Origin of the sequence: Tenacibaculum xiamenense, assembly GCF_964513065.1 — a bacterium.
Taxonomy (GTDB): domain Bacteria; phylum Bacteroidota; class Bacteroidia; order Flavobacteriales; family Flavobacteriaceae; genus Polaribacter; species Polaribacter xiamenense.
Genome location: NZ_CAZEQU010000033.1, coordinates 40517 through 58338 on the forward strand (window position 1 = coordinate 40517; position 17822 = coordinate 58338).

15 protein-coding genes are annotated in these 17822 nt (G+C 32.6%); 8 read left to right on the plus strand and 7 right to left on the minus strand.

All coding sequences use genetic code 11. The annotated features are described in order from the left end of the window. The first annotated feature begins 70 nt into the window (after positions 1-70). Entirely contained in the window at positions 71-1861 is a 1791-nt protein-coding gene (locus ACKTTV_RS11330; RefSeq protein ID WP_408030947.1) for a DEAD/DEAH box helicase, read from the plus strand. Between the two features lie 70 nt (positions 1862-1931). On the opposite strand, the gene ACKTTV_RS11335 is transcribed toward ACKTTV_RS11330, so the two are convergent. Both ACKTTV_RS11335 and ACKTTV_RS11340 read right to left on the minus strand, forming a co-directional pair. Then, positions 1932-2126 (minus strand): hypothetical protein, encoded by a 195-nt coding sequence (locus ACKTTV_RS11335; RefSeq protein ID WP_408030948.1) that lies wholly within the window; start codon positions 2124-2126, stop codon positions 1932-1934. 15 nt (positions 2127-2141) lie between these two features. Further along, positions 2142-2555 (minus strand): DUF1842 domain-containing protein, encoded by a 414-nt coding sequence (locus ACKTTV_RS11340; RefSeq protein ID WP_408030949.1) that lies wholly within the window; start codon positions 2553-2555, stop codon positions 2142-2144. Between the two features lie 241 nt (positions 2556-2796). Here ACKTTV_RS11340 and ACKTTV_RS11345 point away from each other — a divergent pair, with 241 nt between their 5' ends. The 4 genes from ACKTTV_RS11345 (at position 2797) to ACKTTV_RS11360 (ending at position 8539) form a co-directional block, all read left to right on the plus strand. Further along, entirely contained in the window at positions 2797-3993 is a 1197-nt protein-coding gene (locus ACKTTV_RS11345; protein ID WP_408030950.1) for a DUF4856 domain-containing protein, read from the plus strand. Between the two features lie 108 nt (positions 3994-4101). Beyond that, positions 4102-5208 carry an imelysin family protein gene (locus ACKTTV_RS11350; protein ID WP_408030951.1) on the plus strand — a complete coding sequence of 369 codons (1107 nt, stop codon included), beginning with the start codon at positions 4102-4104 and terminating at the stop codon, positions 5206-5208. A gap of 100 nt (positions 5209-5308) precedes the next feature. Then, positions 5309-7735, plus strand: a complete 2427-nt coding sequence (locus ACKTTV_RS11355; RefSeq protein WP_408030952.1) for a TonB-dependent receptor family protein — start codon at positions 5309-5311, stop codon at positions 7733-7735. Positions 7736-7816: 81 nt separating this feature from the next. Beyond that, complete coding sequence (locus tag ACKTTV_RS11360) at positions 7817-8539, plus strand: hypothetical protein (protein WP_408030953.1); 723 nt, start codon at positions 7817-7819, stop codon at positions 8537-8539. A 72-nt stretch (positions 8540-8611) separates the two neighbouring features. Here the strand turns inward: ACKTTV_RS11360 and ACKTTV_RS11365 are convergent, their stop codons facing one another. From ACKTTV_RS11365 to ACKTTV_RS11375, 3 genes are all read right to left on the minus strand, one after another. Beyond that, the gene (locus tag ACKTTV_RS11365) at positions 8612-9676 is read right to left on the minus strand and encodes an imelysin family protein (RefSeq protein ID WP_408030954.1); all 1065 of its coding nucleotides are present in this window, start codon (positions 9674-9676) and stop codon (positions 8612-8614) included. Position 9677: 1 nt separating this feature from the next. Further along, the gene (locus ACKTTV_RS11370; RefSeq protein WP_408030955.1) at positions 9678-11075 is read right to left on the minus strand and encodes a di-heme oxidoreductase family protein; all 1398 of its coding nucleotides are present in this window, start codon (positions 11073-11075) and stop codon (positions 9678-9680) included. 90 nt (positions 11076-11165) lie between these two features. Then, complete coding sequence (locus ACKTTV_RS11375) at positions 11166-12392, minus strand: imelysin family protein (RefSeq protein ID WP_408030956.1); 1227 nt, start codon at positions 12390-12392, stop codon at positions 11166-11168. A gap of 206 nt (positions 12393-12598) precedes the next feature. Here ACKTTV_RS11375 and guaB point away from each other — a divergent pair, with 206 nt between their 5' ends. From guaB to aroQ, 3 genes are all read left to right on the plus strand, one after another. Continuing rightward, positions 12599-14071 carry an IMP dehydrogenase gene (guaB, locus tag ACKTTV_RS11380; RefSeq protein ID WP_408030957.1) on the plus strand — a complete coding sequence of 491 codons (1473 nt, stop codon included), beginning with the start codon at positions 12599-12601 and terminating at the stop codon, positions 14069-14071. A gap of 248 nt (positions 14072-14319) precedes the next feature. After that, positions 14320-14937: a hypothetical protein gene (locus tag ACKTTV_RS11385; protein WP_408030958.1), complete on the plus strand. Its 618-nt coding sequence runs from the start codon at positions 14320-14322 to the stop codon at positions 14935-14937. Between the two features lie 205 nt (positions 14938-15142). Next, positions 15143-15559, plus strand: coding sequence for a type II 3-dehydroquinate dehydratase (aroQ, locus tag ACKTTV_RS11390; protein ID WP_408030959.1), 417 nt, complete (start codon positions 15143-15145; stop codon positions 15557-15559). On the opposite strand, the gene ACKTTV_RS11395 is transcribed toward aroQ, so the two are convergent. Both ACKTTV_RS11395 and ACKTTV_RS11400 read right to left on the minus strand, forming a co-directional pair. Continuing rightward, positions 15540-16718 carry a lipoprotein N-acyltransferase Lnb domain-containing protein gene (locus ACKTTV_RS11395; protein WP_408030960.1) on the minus strand — a complete coding sequence of 393 codons (1179 nt, stop codon included), beginning with the start codon at positions 16716-16718 and terminating at the stop codon, positions 15540-15542. The genes aroQ and ACKTTV_RS11395 overlap by 20 nt on opposite strands. A 2-nt stretch (positions 16719-16720) precedes the next feature. Beyond that, positions 16721-17788, minus strand: a complete 1068-nt coding sequence (locus ACKTTV_RS11400) for a putative type IX sorting system protein PorV2 (RefSeq protein WP_408030961.1) — start codon at positions 17786-17788, stop codon at positions 16721-16723. Positions 17789-17822 lie beyond the last annotated feature (34 nt).

Below are 17822 nucleotides of genomic sequence, written 5' to 3' on the forward strand. Positions count from 1 at the left end.
TTGTAGAGATTAGTTTTAATAATATAGAATTCACTAGATGGGCATCTGTGGATTCGTTTAAATTCATAGTATGTCAACATTTTTAGAGTTAGGCTTGAAAGAGTCTATCAATAGGGCGTTAACGGATTTAGGGTATGAAAGTCCTACGTTAATCCAAGAAAAGGCAATTCCCCAAATAATCGATTCCAATCAAGATCTTAAAGCCTTTGCGCAAACTGGAACAGGAAAAACCGCAGCATTTAGTTTACCAATTATTGAGTTAGCAGATGATGATGATTTAGCTACTCAAGCTATTATTTTATCTCCAACGAGAGAATTAGCTGTACAAATAGGTAAGAATATAGAAGATTTTTCGAAGTACATACCCAATTTAAAGGTTGTTACTGTTTATGGTGGATCAAATATTGAGCAACAAATTAAGCAACTTAAAAAAGGAGCTCAAATTGTTGTTGGTACTCCAGGTAGAACAGTAGATTTAATCAGAAGAAGAGCCCTAAAATTAGGTAGTGTTAAGTGGTTGGTTTTAGATGAAGCCGATGAAATGCTTAATATGGGATTCAAAGATGAGCTAGATAAAGTTCTTGAAGCTACTCCTGAAACAAAGCAGACTTTATTATTCTCGGCTACTTTCCCGAGAGAGGTTGAAGCAATTGCTAGAAATTATATGACAAACCCGACAGAAATTAGTTCGGGGCAAAAAAATCAGGGGTCGGACAATGTAAGTCATGAATATTATTTGGTAACTGAAAAAACCAGATACCCAGCTCTTAAAAGAGTTGCTGATATTAATCCTGATATTTACGCAATTGTATTCTGTAGAACAAGAAGAGAAACTCAAGAAATTGCTGACTATTTAATTAAGGACGGTTATAGCGCTGATGCTTTGCATGGAGATCTTTCTCAAGCACAAAGGGATAGTGTAATGGAAAAATTCCGTAAGAAAAACATTCAAATGTTAGTTGCTACTGATGTTGCTGCAAGAGGATTGGATGTTGATAACCTTACGCATGTAATTAATCATAAACTCCCTGATCAAATTGAAAATTATAACCATAGAAGTGGTAGAACGGGTAGAGCTGGTAATAAAGGAGTGTCAATTGCTTTAATAAATAAGAAAGAAAGATCAAGACTTTCTCCAATTGAAAGAATTTTAAAGAAGAAGTTTGTTCACACTTCAGTACCAACAGGGAAAGAGATTTGTGAAAAGCAATTATTTCATTTAATTGATAAAGTTGAAAATACTGAGGTAAATGATGGAGAAATTGCAACTTATTTACCGAGTATTTACGAAAAATTAGAAGGGTTATCAAGAGAAGAATTAATCCAAAAATTTGTTTCGGTTGAGTTTAACTCATTTTTATCATATTATGAAAATGCTCCGGATTTAAACAATTTGACTTCAAGAGAAAATTCAAGAGGAAGATCTACCAGCGAAAACATGACTCGCTTCTTTATTAATTTAGGGCGAAAAGATAAGTTGAATCCTGCGAAATTAATTGGATTAATTAATGATCAAAAGATTGCAGATCAGGTTGAAATAGGAGCCATTGATATTTTAGATACTTTCTCATTCTTTGAAATTGATAAGAATTTCGAAGGAGAAACATTAGCTCGTTTTGAAGAGAATAGACCTGACTATAATGGTAGAAATGTAAATGTAGAAATTACAAAAACCGATAGAGGAAGTGGCGGAAGAAGAAGACGAGGAGGTTCTGGAGGTTTTAAAGGAAGAGGAAGAAAAAAGCCTTCTGGAGATAAGAATTTCTCAGGAAAAGATTTTGGCAGAAAAAGAGGAGAGAGAGGAGAAGGAAAGAAGAAGAGAGCTGCTGAAGGTTTTGGTAGAAAGCGAAGAAGAGGATAGTTTACTACTGTCAATAATATAAAAAGAGATTCTGTAATACAGAATCTCTTTTGTTTTAATAGGGTTGGTGTTAAACCACTTTACTAGCTAATGTTGTTAAAAAATTAATACCATTTTCAATAGCCTCAATTTTACTAGCTTTGATATTATTTGCTATGGTGGCATTATCAATAATCTGTAAAACTTTAACGGCATTGGCAGTGGTAATTTTACTTTGAGCAATAAAGTTTTCAACTTCTGCAAGTTGAGAACTTGGTTGCCCCATTACTTTTGTAGATTATTATTCAATTGATTTTACTGGAACATCTCTAATAGATTCACTACCATAAGTAAATCCTCCGATTCCATTCCAATCATTATCAATATCCATATATGCCGTAAATTTCTCTAAATAACTACCAATTGCTGGTGGTGGAACTGATACCACATATTCACCAGTGAGATTAACAATTTGGGTAACATCTCCATAACCAGTATGTCTTATTGTTCCTTTAACATGTACTAAAATAGGTGGTCTGTTAATCGCTTGCGTTATTTCAACTACACCAGTAACTGTATTTTGTGATGGAACTACTACCAATGAAAAATGAGCTATTGGAGCTCCTGGCAAGCCTACATTACCGATAGACCCTTTGGTTAAATAAGCTCCTGCTATTACTTGAGAAATTGTTGAAGTTTCGTTTGAAGTACTCATAATTTTAAGTTTTAAATTAAGATTTTTAGTCTTATGATCATAAAAACTAAGATTACTTCTAAAATTACACTTCATTGTAATTAATTGAGAATGAAATGTTTTAAGCGTTGACTTTTGGGGTATAGGCGTATTTGCAACAATAGTTGTCGTTTTTTATTTAAAATTAATCTATTTAAACCTTTGCTGAAGTTTTTTAGTTCAGTACATTTGCGGAAAATTATTAAAACTTAATCTAAATAAAATGAAGAAGGTTGTATTATCTACCCTTGCTATTGCAGCGCTAGTTTTCACGTCATGTTCTGATGATGATAACAATAATCCAGATCCAACGGTTACTGCGCCAGAAACTTATAAGTTTGAAAGAAATGGAGCAACTTCAGTTAGTTTTAGTGGACAAACAACAAGAATTAAAATGGCTGAAGAAATTATTGGTGCACTTAAAGTGAAAACCAATACTGAAGAGCAATTAAGTAATATGTTTGCACATACTGAAGGAGCAAATAATTTTCCTGATGCAGATTTAAATGCTTCGTCAAAAAGTGTTCGTAGTAAAACAGCTGCTTCAGCTGATTACTTCTCTGGAACAGCGGAATCTGTTGCTATAAAAGAAGAATTTGATGGTTTCATATCAAAACAAGTTACTGAAGTATTTCCTAATTGGGAAGTTGATGCAGCTCAAGGTACTGCTGGGAAAATCCAAGAATTAGGAGGTTCAACTCGTTATGTTAATGCTAAAGGATTAGAATATAATCAAGCTTTTGGTAAAGGATTAATCGGAGCCTTAATGGTAGACCAAATGCTAAACAACTATTTAAGTACTGCTGTTTTAGATGCAGGAACGAATAAAGCAGATAACGATGCGGGTACATTAGCTGAAGGTAAGAATTATACTACTATGGAGCACAAATGGGATGAGGCTTATGGTTACTTATATGGTAATGAAGCAAACCCTGCAGTTCCTGTTTTAGGAGCAGATAGCTTCTTAAACAAGTACGTAAAAAGAGTTGAAGATGATGCAGACTTTGCAGGTATTGCAAAAAAAATCTATGATGCTTTCAAATTAGGAAGACAAGCAATCGTAGAAAAAGATTATGAATTAAGAGATAAGCAAGTAGAAATTATTAGAGAAGAAATATCTAGAGTAATTGCTGTAAGAGCTGTTTACTATTTACAATATGGTAAAGATAACTTAGCTACTGATTTAGGAGCTGCTTTCCATGATTTATCAGAAGGTTATGGATTTATTTATTCTTTACGTTTTACACAAACTTCTGCTACTGGTGCACCTCATTTGCCTGTTGCAGAGATAAATGCCTTTGTTACTGCTTTACAAGCTGGTACTGGTTTTTATGCATATAAAGATGACGCTAGTGCATTGGATCAAATGTCTACAAGAATCGCAAACGTTTACGGTTTCACTGTAGAACAAGCGAGATAATTAAATAAATAATGATTTATTTATGTAACATATATAAAAGTAGCCCTCTTTTGGGCTGCTTTTTTTATATTTGCAAAACTTTTATTAAGAATAAATAGAAACTACAAAATGAAGAAAATTTTATATTTATTACTGCTTTCTGTGGTTATAGGAGCATGTAGTTCAAGTTCGGATAATGGTAATAATACAACTGACGATAATTTTGATAGAGGCTCTCTTTTATCAAATGTAGCCGATAATATTATTTTGCCATCATACACGTCTTTTCAAACGAAATTAGCAACCTTAAGCCAAAAAACAGAAGCTTTTACAGCAAATGCAGATGCATCTTCTTTAGCAGAATTAAGAACTGCATGGTTTGATGCTTATAAGGCATGGCAACATGTTGGAATATACAATATAGGAAAAGCGGAAGAGTTAGCCTATGATACGTTTTTTAATACATTTCCTTTAACAGCTGCCGATGTTGATGCTAATATCGCAAGTGGTACTTACGATTTAGATCATGTAAATAATCGTGACGCTCTAGGGTTTCCTGCGTTTGACTATTTACTTCATGGAGTCGGGGCAAATGATACCGAAATACTAGAAAAATATACAACCAATGCAAATGCAGCAAATTATAAAAAGTATTTGAAAGATGTTATTGCAAAAATGATAAGTCTTACAAATCTTATTGTTGCTGATTGGAATGGTGCTTATAAAAGTCAATTTATCAGTAGTACAGGGAATACACGTGAGAGTTCTTTAAATAAATTAGTAAATGATTTTATCTTTTATTACGAAAAGAGATTAAGAGCTGATAAAATAGGTATTCCTGTTGGTATTTTTTCTGGAGGAACAACATTTCCAGAAAAGGTAGAAGCATATTATAAGAAAACAGTTTCAAAAGAATTATTATTGGAATCTCTTACTTCAGTTAAAAACTTTTTTAACGGAACGCATTTTTCTACAGGAAATGCAGGAATTGGTTTAAAAACTTATTTAGAGGCAATAAATAAGGGAGATTTGGCTACAAGAATAAACGATCAATTGGACGTTGCTAAAACTAAAATTAATACGTTAAACGATAATTTAAGTGAGCAAATAGCTAATGATAGAGATGGAGTATCGGCTGTATATTCCGAGCTTCAGAAGGTTGTAGCAATGTTGAAAGTAGAAATGTTAAGAGCTATCAATGTAAACGTTGATTACGTTGATGCCGATGGTGATTAACAACTATATACCTAACTAAAACTGTCTGCAAATGCAGACAGTTTTTTTATACCTCCCCCCTTAAATTATCTTCAATTACTTAGCAGAATAACACTACATAATGAACCTACACAAATTTTTAACGATAGCTTTATTGTTAGCAAGTGCCTTCAATGGACTCGCGCAGTATAAAGTTTCAGGAACAATTACTTCAGATACTAAGAAAGTACTTAATAATGTGAAAGTATTCGATGGAAATGGAGGAGAAATTACCACTTCAAATACAAAAGGTACTTATTCATTCTCTACGGATAAACGTAGCATGGAGTTAATTTTCTACGTTGATAATTACCAATTTGTAGAGAAAAAAATTATGTTAAAGGAGGGAAATAACATATTAAATGTTACTATGAATGCTTTTTCAGAAAATTTATCAGAGGTGGTTATAAAATCTCAAAGAAGAAAGGCATTTGAATTAGGAAGGCTTAAAGATGTAGAGCAAACTGCTATTTATGCAGGTAAAAAAACGGAAGTTGTTTTAGTTAATCAGGCAACAGTAAATTTAGCATCGAACAATGCACGTCAAATTTATAGCCAAGTGGTAGGTTTAAACATTTTTGAAAATGACGATGCAGGATTACAGTTGAACATTGGTGGGCGTGGTTTAGATCCTAATAGAACTTCAAATTTTAATACCAGACAAAATGGGTATGATATAAGTGCCGATGTATTAGGTTATCCAGAAAGTTATTATTCACCTCCTGCGGAAGCTATTCAAGAAATTCAAATTGTTCGTGGTGCGGCGTCGTTACAATATGGTACTCAATTTGGAGGATTGGTGAACTTTGTTTTAAAGAAACCAAACCCAAACAAACCATTTGAAATAGTAACGAGAAATACGATTGGAAGTAATAATTTATTTACCAACTTTACAAGTGTTAGTGGAACCTCGAGCAAATTAAGCTATTTAGCCTACTATAATTATAAAAGAGGTGATGGTTTTAGACCTAATTCTGAATTTGAGTCGAAAAACGCATTTTTCCATGTAGGATATGATTTCAATTCCAAAACTAAAGTAGAGGCCGAGCTTACCTATTTACATTACTTAGCTCAGCAGGCTGGAGGTCTTACAGATGATATGTTCAACGAAGACCCTTACCAAAGCAATAGAGCAAGAAATTGGTTTGAAGTAGATTGGTTGTTATACAACTTCAAGCTATCACATGCTTTTTCTGAAAACACTAATTTTACATTTAACTTTTTTGGGTTAAATGCAAGTAGAAAGGCAATTGGATTCAGAACAAATCGTGTAAGTCAAGAAGATGTTGGTGGAGTAAGAGACTTAATTACTGGTGATTTTAACAATTTTGGATTTGAAGCAAGGCTGTTAAACAAGTATAATATCTTTGATAAAAAAGCTACATTTTTAATTGGAACCAAATTTTATAAAGCAGATAATACATCTATTCAAGGACCTGGTACAGATGGTAATGATGCCAATTTTTCTGTTGCCTTAGATAGATTCCCTAATTATACGAACCAATCAAATTATAACAATCCAAATCTTAATATTGCAGTTTTTGGAGAGAATATCTTCTATGTAAATGATAAACTTTCAATAACTCCAGGGTTTAGGGTTGAATATATAAAAACGGAAAGTGATGGGTTTGTAAAAAGAATCAATTTAGATGGGGCAGGAAACGTTATTTTTAATGAAACTATTAATAGTTCAGACAGAAATGTTCGCTCTTTTGTACTATTAGGTTTAGGAGCTAGCTATAAACCAAGTTCAAAATTTGAACTTTATGGAAATGTTTCACAAAATTATAGATCTGTGACGTTTTCAGATGTTAATATTATAAATCCTTCTTTTCAAATAGCGAGTGATTTAGGTGATGAAAAGGGGTTTACAGCTGATTTGGGAGTGCGTGGAAATATCAATAGAATTGTTTCCTATGATGCTGGTGTTTTTGGATTGTTTTATAATGATAGAATCGGTTTAATGCAAAAGGCGTTAGATGATGGAAGAGTGGTACAGGAAAGAAGAAATGCAGGAGATGCAAGAATCTTAGGAGTAGAGAGTCTGCTAGATTTCAATTTGAAAAAGCTGTTCAATATTTCAAATGATTTTGACTTTAACTATTTTATAAATACGTCGTTTATTCAATCGGAGTATGTACGTTCTGAAATACCAGGTTTGATTAATAATAAAGTAGAATTTGTTCCAGATTTAAATCTTAAAACAGGAGTTAGGTTCGGTTATAAAAACTTTTCGTCTAACATCCAATATACTTATTTATCGGAACAATTTACAGACACTTCTAATTCTGTAGATGGTGGATTAAGTGGTGTCAATGGATTGATTCCAGCCTATGATGTTCTTGATTTTTCTTCATCGTTTAAGTATAAATATTTCAAATTAGAAGCGGGAATAAATAATGTTTTAAACAATAGTTATTTTACGAGAAGGGCAACTGGTTATCCCGGTCCAGGTATTATTCCTTCAGCTCCTAGAACATATTATGTGACTTTAGAGTTTAAAATTTAGATTCTATTTAAATAATAACCTAATTAATTCGGGTTTTCTTTACATTTTATTTATGCGTATTTTTATGAAAAACATATTAATATGCTGAAATCCATCAATGTAAAGGACGAACTTTCAAAAGTTCGTAACCGTGAAATAGGGGAAAAGAATATTTTGCCTTGGGTATATGGTATATTTGAAGAGCTAGACCTAGAGAGAAGAAAAATAAGGGAAGAATTGAATTCCTCAAGTGATGATGCATATCGTAATGGATTTAATTTCAATAAGATTGATTCTAAAGCCATATTTCATATCAATCAAATAAAAAAGATCTGTGTAAATTACAGATTAAGATTTTTGGATACTCATTTATTTAAAGGAGATTATCCGGAAGAAGCTCTGATTGAAATAAGAAGATTAGAAAAGTTGCATAATATTCAGTTAAAAGGATTTAGAATTATAGCTCCTTCGAGATTGTTTAAACTTAAAGAGACAGACGATCCTTTATTGTTTGTTCCATTAGGGAATGACTATTATTATTTAATCTATCAATGGGGAAATGATTTGCATCCGCTTCGGAAGCTTAAGTTTTGGCCAGCTAAAAATGTTGAGAATTTGGCCATATCTGTGTTTTTAGCAAGCTTTATATGTACACTTATTACTCATACTTTATTCTTCGGAGAGGGCACTAATTTCGTATATGCTTTGGTCTTATTTCTGTTCTACTTAAAAGGTTTCATTGGTTGGGTTCTATTTTTTGGAATTTCTTCAGGTAAAAACTTTAGTGAATATTGTTGGGAGAGCCCATTTAACAAAATATCGTAAACATTATAATTTAAAAAATACCCATACCAGAGTGGAGTTAGCATTACTGGGATGAGTATAGTTTATAAGGGATTAGTCACCATCATTATCGGTTACAGTAATGGTAACAGATAGAGCGTTGGCAATATCAATTTTCATTAAAACTAAAAGGTCTCTAATTTTGTCATATAGCCTTTGAACTTCTGTTTGATTACTTGAAATGGCTTCTTTCAAGGGAACATTTAATTCCGATATAGCATTTTCTATATTAGTGAATGTTGTAGATACTTTATTGTTTAGTTCATTTGTAGAAGTTTTAGAAAATATATAGTCATCTAAACCATTAGAGTTTCCGAAATAAAGAGCTTTGATACTTTCAATATTTTTTTTAATCAAGATTAACGAATACTCACTTTTTTCCGCTTGTAATAATTCGGCATCTGGAGAATTAGTTTCTTCAATTGCGGCAGGTTGACCTATTTTTAAACTTTTAATGTCTTCCAAAAGTGCATACATCTGATTCACAACTTGGTTAATACTACCGTTGATCCCTGATTGATTATTCTCAATAAAATTATTTCGAGTATTTTCCCATAACGTTTTGTAGGCATCAGCTTTCGAGACCAAATTTGTCCCCAATGCTATTAAGTAGTCAATTCTTCTACTATCTGAAAAACTATTAATTGTTTCTTGTTCTGAAAGTTCAAACAAAAGAAATTCAATGGCGCTAAGCCCTCTTCTTGTGGTAGGAAAGGAATTAATGCTTTCTTGATTAATCGGGTTTGTGGAAGCAATGTATTGATTTATATCGTTATCATCTGCTCCCCATGTGTAAAAGGATGTCTGAATGTTTGAGCTTTTGACCTCTCCAAAATTATAAGGTTCAATACTTGAAAAGGCATCTGCTGCCTGTTTCCAATTCTCTTTTAATTCCTGTAAAGTTTGAACCGTAATATTATTAGAGAATGAAACCATTGCAGTATTTAAATCCTGAATACTCTGAGTAAAAAGAGCAGTAGTCGGTTGTTCAATAGAGTTAATTAAATCCGCTCTAAGTTGTCGAACATCAAAAGTTGCTTGAGTATCCGATTCACTGCTACATGCAATAATAAGTATGGTAAGGATTAAACTGGCGATTAATGTTAGTCGTTTTATCATTTTATAATGAGTTTATGAAAGCTAAAACAGCTGTTCTATCTTCCTTGGTTAAGTTTTTATAAGATTCCTTACTATTTTCAGCTTCACCACCATGCCATAATATGGCTTCTTCTATATTTCTCGCTCTACCGTCATGTAATAGAAAAGTGTGGTTATTTACTTCTTGAATCATACCAATTCCCCATAGTGGTTGTGTTCTCCATTCTTTACCCGAAGCAAAAAAATCAGGTCTGTTATCGGCAAGATCTTCTCCCATATCATGCAAAAGGAAATCAGAAAATGGTCTAATTTTAATATTTTCCAAAGATCTATTGAAAGAATAGGATGAAGTTGTAAAGCTTTCAATATGACAGGAAGCACATTTCATTTCTCTAAATAAGTGTTTTCCTTTTAATACTTCTTCATCGTCAAAATTCCTTCGAATAGGAACAGATAAAGAGGTGGAGTAAATCATAATATCATGTAAGGCATCATCGGTAATTTCAGGAGTACCTCCGTTAACAGCATCCATACAGTCTTGTTGCGAAGTAGGGCAGTTATTATTTGGGAATAGAGAAGATGTTAGTCCCATATCACCATGAAAAGCCCCAGCAACTTGTTGAGTTAAATTAGGTTGATTGGCTTTCCATCCAAATCTTCCTAGTTCATGCTGTTGCGTGAGTACGTTCCATGCATAGTTGGCCTTTCCAGAAATACCATCTCCATTCTGATCATTTTCATCAACGTTAGCTAAAATATCTTGATTGTTTATGGCATCTATAAAGCCTAATCCAATTACTTGGGGACCAACTCTAGGCGAAGTTAATACATTTTGTAATGTTCCAAATTGTTCATCTGCTATGGTGTAAATTGGTTTTTGTAATTCATAGGTTTCACCATCAGAAAACTGACCTGAAATTGTTTCAAATCTAACAGATACCTTTGCTTCGTAAGGAATTCCGAGGTTGGCATGTTCTTGAATTTGATCTCCATAAAACGCTACCGGATTTGGTCCTCCATTAGAACTATTTCCAGGCACACTTATTCGCATTAAAAATCCGTTTGAAAACGATTGACCTACTTGTAAAGGTAAACCTCTTCCGTCTTTATTATGACAAGCACTACAAGACCTTGCATTGAAGGTTGGTCCTAAACCATCACGAGCAGTTGTTGATGCTGGTGCGCTTACCCAGTTTTGTCTAAATAGTGAGTTTCCTACAAAGAATAACCTATTGTCAATAGTAGACAAATTAGGTATGGGCTGATCGAAGGCATTAGAGCCCAATATGGTAGTTGTTAATCTACCAACTGAAAGCTCTTCTCCAGATTCGTATGTGTATTTAGGAATGTATTCTTCTTCTTTGCTGGAGCAAGAAAAGAGAAGGAATGATATACCTAAATAATAAATTAATTTATTCAATGTTTGTTGTTTTGTTTTTGTACGCAAAAACCAAACTAGGCCACTTGGACTTAGTTTGGTTAGTTATTTTTATAGTATGTTAGCTGAAAACTATACCCTAGGATCGATATTTTTTCCGGTAATTGTTTTTCCTGCTTGAGCTAGTTCATCTCCCTGTTTCTCTAAAGAAGAAACAGCAGACATTACTGGTTTTGAAATGTTATCAATGGTTTCTCCAATAATTTGATTGTCAAAGAACTTAGCATCAGAAATAGCTTGTACCTTGGTCATTACAGTTCCAGCAGTAGCTTCTAAAGCTGCACTTTCTTCTGTACTTACTAATTTCAAAACATCTAAAAGAGATGTACCTGAAATTGTAGTACCGTCAACTTTTTTATACTGACCGTTTATTATATTATTGATAGACTGCGCGTTTAAATAAATATCTCTATGTGTATTATCAGAAAAACAAGAGTGCTCATCTTCTTGATCTTGGTTTTTAACAGCGGTTGTCATTCTTTCCCCTGCTAATTCTCCTTTACTTAGTTTCGCTACTCCAGTCAAAATTTTATCAATAGCATCATTTTTTTCCAATGCTAAAAACTCTTTTCTGTAAGTTGCTCCTTCTTCCCATTGATCAACTACAGATTTTAAATCTTCAACTAAAATTTCAGCTGCTAATTTTAAATATTGACCTCTTCTGTCAGCATTATCTGCAGTTGTATAATCGGTAAAAGCACGTTGTCCAGTCATTTGGTCTGCAGGCGCAGAAGAATCTTGTCCCCAAAGTAAAAACTCTATAGCATGATAACCTAAAGTAACATTAGATTCATTTTCATTGTATCCAGTAATGTCTCTTAATACTGTTTTACTTAAAGTTGGATATTCAGCGGTATTGTTTACAATATTCTGTCTATTATCTGAACCTTGTTGACCTCCTGTTCCGTCAGCAACATAGTCAATTAAAGCTTCATCTAAAGGCCAAGCGTTTATATATCCTTCAGGTTCACCACCATCTCCGTCAATAGGACCATCATAAAAACGGTACCCTTCCGTTTGACCATAAGGTTCTCTTGCATCTAACCAAGCTTGTTTTGCCGCATCGAATTTTCCCGCATCAGGAGCAGCAACAAAAGCATCTATAGCCGTTTTCAAGTCTTGTGTTTTTGCTAAAGCGTCATCATAACTAGCCTTTACTATATTTACATAGTTATCTACAAAAGCGCTCTTTGCATTTTCCAATGCTGTATTTTGACCATTATCATCGGGACTATCACTAGAACAGCTAGTTAATGTTAGTGCCACCGCTGTTAAAGACAAAGCGATTAATTTTCTCATTTTGTTTTTATTTAGATTTAGTTTTAATAAGATAACAAAGGAAAACAGTTTTTTTAAACTAACAAAGTTTATTTGGATTTATTTTAAATAATAAGTTTTTGTAGATATTGCAAATCCTTTCATTACGATAAATTTATTTGTAGTATATTTGCACGTAATTAATTTTTAACAACTAAACACTCTCAGGAGTAAAATTGATTACATTTATGAATGCCCACCAATCAAAATTTGTAGGAGAAGGATTAACTTACGATGATGTTCTATTAGTTCCTGCTTATTCAGAAGTTCTTCCAAGAGAAGTAAATATTCAAACAAAATTCACTAGAAATATCACTATAAATGTACCAATAGTTTCTGCAGCTATGGATACAGTGACTGAATCTGCTATGGCAATTGCTATTGCTAGAGAAGGAGGAATTGGTGTTTTACATAAAAACATGACCATTGAGCAACAGGCTAATGAGGTGAGAAAAGTTAAAAGAGCTGAAAGTGGTATGATTATCGATCCTATTACTTTAAATGAGTCAGCTGTTGTTTTAGATGCCAAAATGGCAATGAAAGAGAATAAAATCGGTGGAATTCCAGTAGTTGATAACAACAGAAAACTAATTGGAATTGTTACAAACAGAGATTTACGCTTTGAAAGCAACAATGAGCGTCCTATTAAGGAAGTGATGACTTCAGAGAACTTAATAACAGTTAAAGAGGGAACTTCTTTAAAAGAAGCTGAAGTTGTTTTACAAGAAAATAAGATAGAAAAGTTACCAGTTGTTGACGGAGATACGTTAGTAGGACTGATTACTTTTAGAGATATCACGAAAACCACACAAAAACCAATAGCGAATAAAGATCAGTATGGTAGATTACGTGTTGCAGCTGCGTTAGGTGTAACGGGAGATGCTGTTGAAAGAGCAGAAGCCTTGGTAAATGCAGGTGTTGATGCGGTAATCATTGATACAGCACATGGGCATACAAAAGGTGTGGTATCTGTTTTAAAAGAGGTAAAATCTAAATTCCCAGGTTTAGATGTTGTAGTAGGAAATATTGCAACACCAGAAGCTGCTAAATATTTAGTAGAAGCTGGAGCAGATGCGGTGAAGGTTGGTATTGGACCAGGTTCAATTTGTACTACACGTGTAGTTGCTGGAGTTGGATTTCCTCAGTTTTCTGCTGTTTTAGAAGTTGCTGCTGCAATTAAAGGTTCTGGTGTACCAGTAATAGCTGATGGTGGTATTCGTTATACTGGAGACATTCCAAAGGCAATTGCTGCTGGAGCGGATTGTGTGATGTTAGGGTCACTATTAGCAGGAACTAAAGAATCTCCAGGAGAAACTATCATTTTCGAAGGAAGAAAATTCAAATCTTATAGAGGGATGGGATCTGTTGAAGCAATGAAAAAAGGTTCAAAAGATCGTTATTTCCAGGATGTTGAAGATGATATTAAGAAATTAGTTCCAGAAGGGATTGTAGGTAGAGTACCTTACAAAGGAGAGTTATTTGAAAGTATTCACCAATTTGTAGGTGGTTTAAGAGCAGGAATGGGATACTGCGGAGCTAAGGATGTTGAAACCTTGAAAAATACAGGTAAATTTGTTAGAATTACTGCTTCAGGAATCAATGAAAGTCATCCACATGACGTAGCAATCACTAAAGAAGCTCCTAATTATAGTAGAAGATAATTATTGCAATAAAACATATTTTATAAATAGAAACCGTTGAGTAGTCAACGGTTTTTTTATGCAATAATTTTATTTGAATGTTAAAAACTATACGAGTATATATTGTATATAATTTGAATTTTTAAATAACTCTTAATGAAAGTGTTTGATGCATGATTAGAACAATTTTTAAGTAATAAATTCTCTTTTTGTCAAGTGTAAAATAATTATATATTAGCCGTTCTAACTACTATAAAAACCAAACTTAAATGAAAAACTGGATTATTTCAAGGAACCATGAATCGAATAAACACTTAATTGTAACCGAAAAATCAATATGGATTACCGAACAACCTCAAGGAGTAAATATTAATGACCTTATAGAAACTAAAAGCTTAGGGACGGTAAAAAGCATTCGATATGAAAGTTTAAAGGAAATTGTATTTATTGATTCAGATTTGACTATTGAATTTAAATATAAAGATAATGACTTAACAGATGAGGAGTTTACAATGGAGGATGATGTTTATAACCAAATTAGTACTTATTTAAAATCTCATCTAAAAGGAGTTGAATTAAAAAAATATTCTGTTTTCAAACAAATATTACCTCAATTAATAAGTATTGTAGTTGCTTCTGTTTTAAGTGCGGCTACTTTTATTTCTGCTTTAGAAATTGAAAAAGGAAATACAGTTAACATTTCAGGTAGAAGGTCTGGGATAAAAATGATTATGGTTGGTATTGCCGAAGTATTAGGGAGTATTGGTACTTTAATTTTAGGTGTTGTTATTATTGGAGTTCTCGTATATTTCTTAGTAAAAACAATTAAGAATCCGAAAGAAGGAGAGGTTTTGAAAACTTCAAATTCAACCAGATTAACATTGTAAATTAACCTGAATTTTAAAACATAACATTTTTTTTAATGAAGCTTTTGAACAGGAAAACGATATTTCTTTAAACCTTTATGTTGTGTTTAAGAATTGTTTTTTTAAGTTGATACGTACTTAAAAGTTCAAGAGAACAAAGATTAATACGGAAAATGTTCAGTTAATTAAAAACAATTTCTAAATTTACTTCCTTTAGAAAAGAACAATGAAAAAAATATTAGTCTTAAATGGACCAAATTTAAATCTATTAGGCAAAAGAGAACCTAGTGTATATGGTAATCACAGTTTCGATTCATACTTTGAAGAATTAGGTAAAAAGTTTTCTGAAGTTGAATTACATTACTATCAATCGAATGTAGAAGGTGAACTTATTAATAAATTGCATGAAGTAGGCTTTACTTTTGATGGTGTTGTATTAAATGCAGGAGCATATACACATACTTCTGTTGCTATTGCTGACGCGATAAAAGCTATTGAAACTCCTGTAATAGAAGTGCATATATCAAATGTTTATGCTAGAGAACAATTTCGCCATAAAAGCTTTCTGGCTCCTAATGTAAAAGGAATAATAACCGGATTTGGTTTGCAAAGTTATGATTTGGCTATTCAGAGCTTTTTGTAGTTCTTAGTATAAGCCAATAACGTATTGCTAATAAAATAAACAAAGGAATTAGTGCATAAGGAAAAAGTTGAATGCCTAAAATCCATACAATAGGAATCAATACTAAAAGAATCAATAATAACTTTACATAATTAGAAATCCACTTCGGTGGATTTTTTTTGTTCAGAATAAAAGCTAAAAAGAAATTCGGAGCAAATGCCCATAAGAAATTGAAGTTATTAGGAGCTGTAGAATGATTTGTAAAAAACCAAAGGAAAACAATTAAAACACCAAATAAGCCAGTTATCAATGCAAGACTTGTGTCAAACCAGCGAGAACGAATATTTCGTTTAATGTCGCGATAGCTTATATACAATCCCAAAATTAATAGGATTAAGAATATGATAAGTGGACTAAATGTATCGGAATTAATACTTTTCTCTGGATAATCTAATAAAGTATTTGTTTTTAGTACAAGATTTTTCTCTTTACCATCTTTAATAATTTTTGAGTTTTCAAGGGCTTCAAAAACATAATCTGGTAAATACATATATTCATTTGGTTGAGCAGTTTTATCTAATCTATTCCCAAGAGCAATATTAATACCTAAACTACCCCAAGTATTCGTATGAATTTCTTTGTTCATTAATTCTCGGATAGTATTTTCTTCAGTAATATAATCACTTTTATAGACGATTACATCACCAAAAATATCTTTCATTATATCAATAGGTTTGGTAGAACAATTATTGAAAAAAGGATCGTAAAAATAACTAGCGTTTTCAGGTTTTGCATTATTTTCTAAGTACCTAAAAAAAGTATTACGTTGTTCAACGGTTAAATTCAATACTTGCTCTTTTACCCAACGTTCATCATTATTATATCCACGTAAAGAAGGAGGGAAAGAGTATCGAGCTAATCGATATTTCATAAAACCCTTGGTAAAGTTTACATAGAAGTTTTCCTCTGTAAAATCAAAAATCCCATAATTATAGATCAAATCTAATTGTAAAACTGGATCTTGAATACGAATGGCAGTATGACCAAATTTTTCGTATAAAGCATCTCCTGGGCCGTAGGTAATAACGCTAATTTTGGAATATATTGATAATTGCATTCCTTGAGAAAAGGAATGAGTTGATATAATAAAGAAAAGAAATAGAAAGTATTTTTTTAACATAGTTATTGTCTAAAGAAACTATAATCAAATTTGATGGAAAATATATTAGAAAATAAGGCATTACCAACGCTACCGATGTTTGTTAAAGCATAATCAACTTGTACTCCTTTGTACTTAAATCCAATACCAAAATTAGGTTGGAAAGAAGTTGATTTAGAGCCATCGAATTCTGTTGTATTTTGAATATTACCAAGTCCTAAACGCAAAAAAGCCATTTTTTCATAGTCCAATTGTACTCCCAGTGAAGGGTCAATACTTAAAAAAGATGTTGAAATAATGTCATTGGTTTCAGCAAATCTCATATTTAAATCCACTTCTGCTAATAGGTGAAACGAGCGATTAATTTCAAAAGATCTTGCTACACCTAGTTGAACCTTTGGTTTTGTAATTTCAGTGGTTTCTGGTAACTCCTGATTTTGACCTGGAATAGCATTTTGAATTTTTTCAAACTCAGTTTCATTAATAGCCCAAGTATTAAATGTAGTAGTTATATCACGAACCATTAAACCGAATTTCCAATTATTTCTTTCGAATTGAACTCCAGCATCCAAACCAAATCCCCAAGAAGAAGCAAAATCACCAATAATCCTCCTTACGACTTTAGCATTCACTCCAAATTGAAATCCGTCTAGTAATAATTTCCTTGCATAACCGACATTAAAAGCATAGTCGGCAGCTGAAAAAAGACTTATTCGGTTATAATCAATATTGCCTTCACTATCAATTAGTTCTGTCGTATTTAAGATATCATCAACACCAAAACGAATAATAGAAAAACCTACGGCGCTTTGCTGGTCTACTGGCATAGCAAATCCAGCGAAATTATAGCTAGCAATTCCGGCGAAATAGGAGGCATGCATTAAAGAACCTTGATAGTCTTCAACAGCTATTAAACCTGCCGGATTCCAGTATATTGAATTCACATCGCTACTAGTAGCTACTACCGATTTACTCATTCCTAAAGCAGCAGCATCAACACCAATATTTAAAAACTCATTTGAGTAATTTCTAAATTGAGCATTGACAGAAGAAGCTATTAAAAGTGTAATAAAGATAAAACGAATGTTCATTCAATGATAAATTAGTTCAGTTTCGCTATTATGG

Coding starts and splice junctions, on each gene's coding strand:
- ACKTTV_RS11330 (WP_408030947.1), top strand. CDS start 71: ATGTCAACATTTTTAGAGTTAGGCTTGAAAGAGTCTATCAATAGGGCG.
- ACKTTV_RS11335 (WP_408030948.1), bottom strand. CDS start 2,126: ATGGGGCAACCAAGTTCTCAACTTGCAGAAGTTGAAAACTTTATTGCT.
- ACKTTV_RS11340 (WP_408030949.1), bottom strand. CDS start 2,555: ATGAGTACTTCAAACGAAACTTCAACAATTTCTCAAGTAATAGCAGGA.
- ACKTTV_RS11345 (WP_408030950.1), top strand. CDS start 2,797: ATGAAGAAGGTTGTATTATCTACCCTTGCTATTGCAGCGCTAGTTTTC.
- ACKTTV_RS11350 (WP_408030951.1), top strand. CDS start 4,102: ATGAAGAAAATTTTATATTTATTACTGCTTTCTGTGGTTATAGGAGCA.
- ACKTTV_RS11355 (WP_408030952.1), top strand. CDS start 5,309: ATGAACCTACACAAATTTTTAACGATAGCTTTATTGTTAGCAAGTGCC.
- ACKTTV_RS11360 (WP_408030953.1), top strand. CDS start 7,817: ATGCTGAAATCCATCAATGTAAAGGACGAACTTTCAAAAGTTCGTAAC.
- ACKTTV_RS11365 (WP_408030954.1), bottom strand. CDS start 9,676: ATGATAAAACGACTAACATTAATCGCCAGTTTAATCCTTACCATACTT.
- ACKTTV_RS11375 (WP_408030956.1), bottom strand. CDS start 12,392: ATGAGAAAATTAATCGCTTTGTCTTTAACAGCGGTGGCACTAACATTA.
- guaB (WP_408030957.1), top strand. CDS start 12,599: ATGAATGCCCACCAATCAAAATTTGTAGGAGAAGGATTAACTTACGAT.
- ACKTTV_RS11385 (WP_408030958.1), top strand. CDS start 14,320: ATGAAAAACTGGATTATTTCAAGGAACCATGAATCGAATAAACACTTA.
- aroQ (WP_408030959.1), top strand. CDS start 15,143: ATGAAAAAAATATTAGTCTTAAATGGACCAAATTTAAATCTATTAGGC.
- ACKTTV_RS11395 (WP_408030960.1), bottom strand. CDS start 16,718: ATGTTAAAAAAATACTTTCTATTTCTTTTCTTTATTATATCAACTCAT.
- ACKTTV_RS11400 (WP_408030961.1), bottom strand. CDS start 17,788: ATGAACATTCGTTTTATCTTTATTACACTTTTAATAGCTTCTTCTGTC.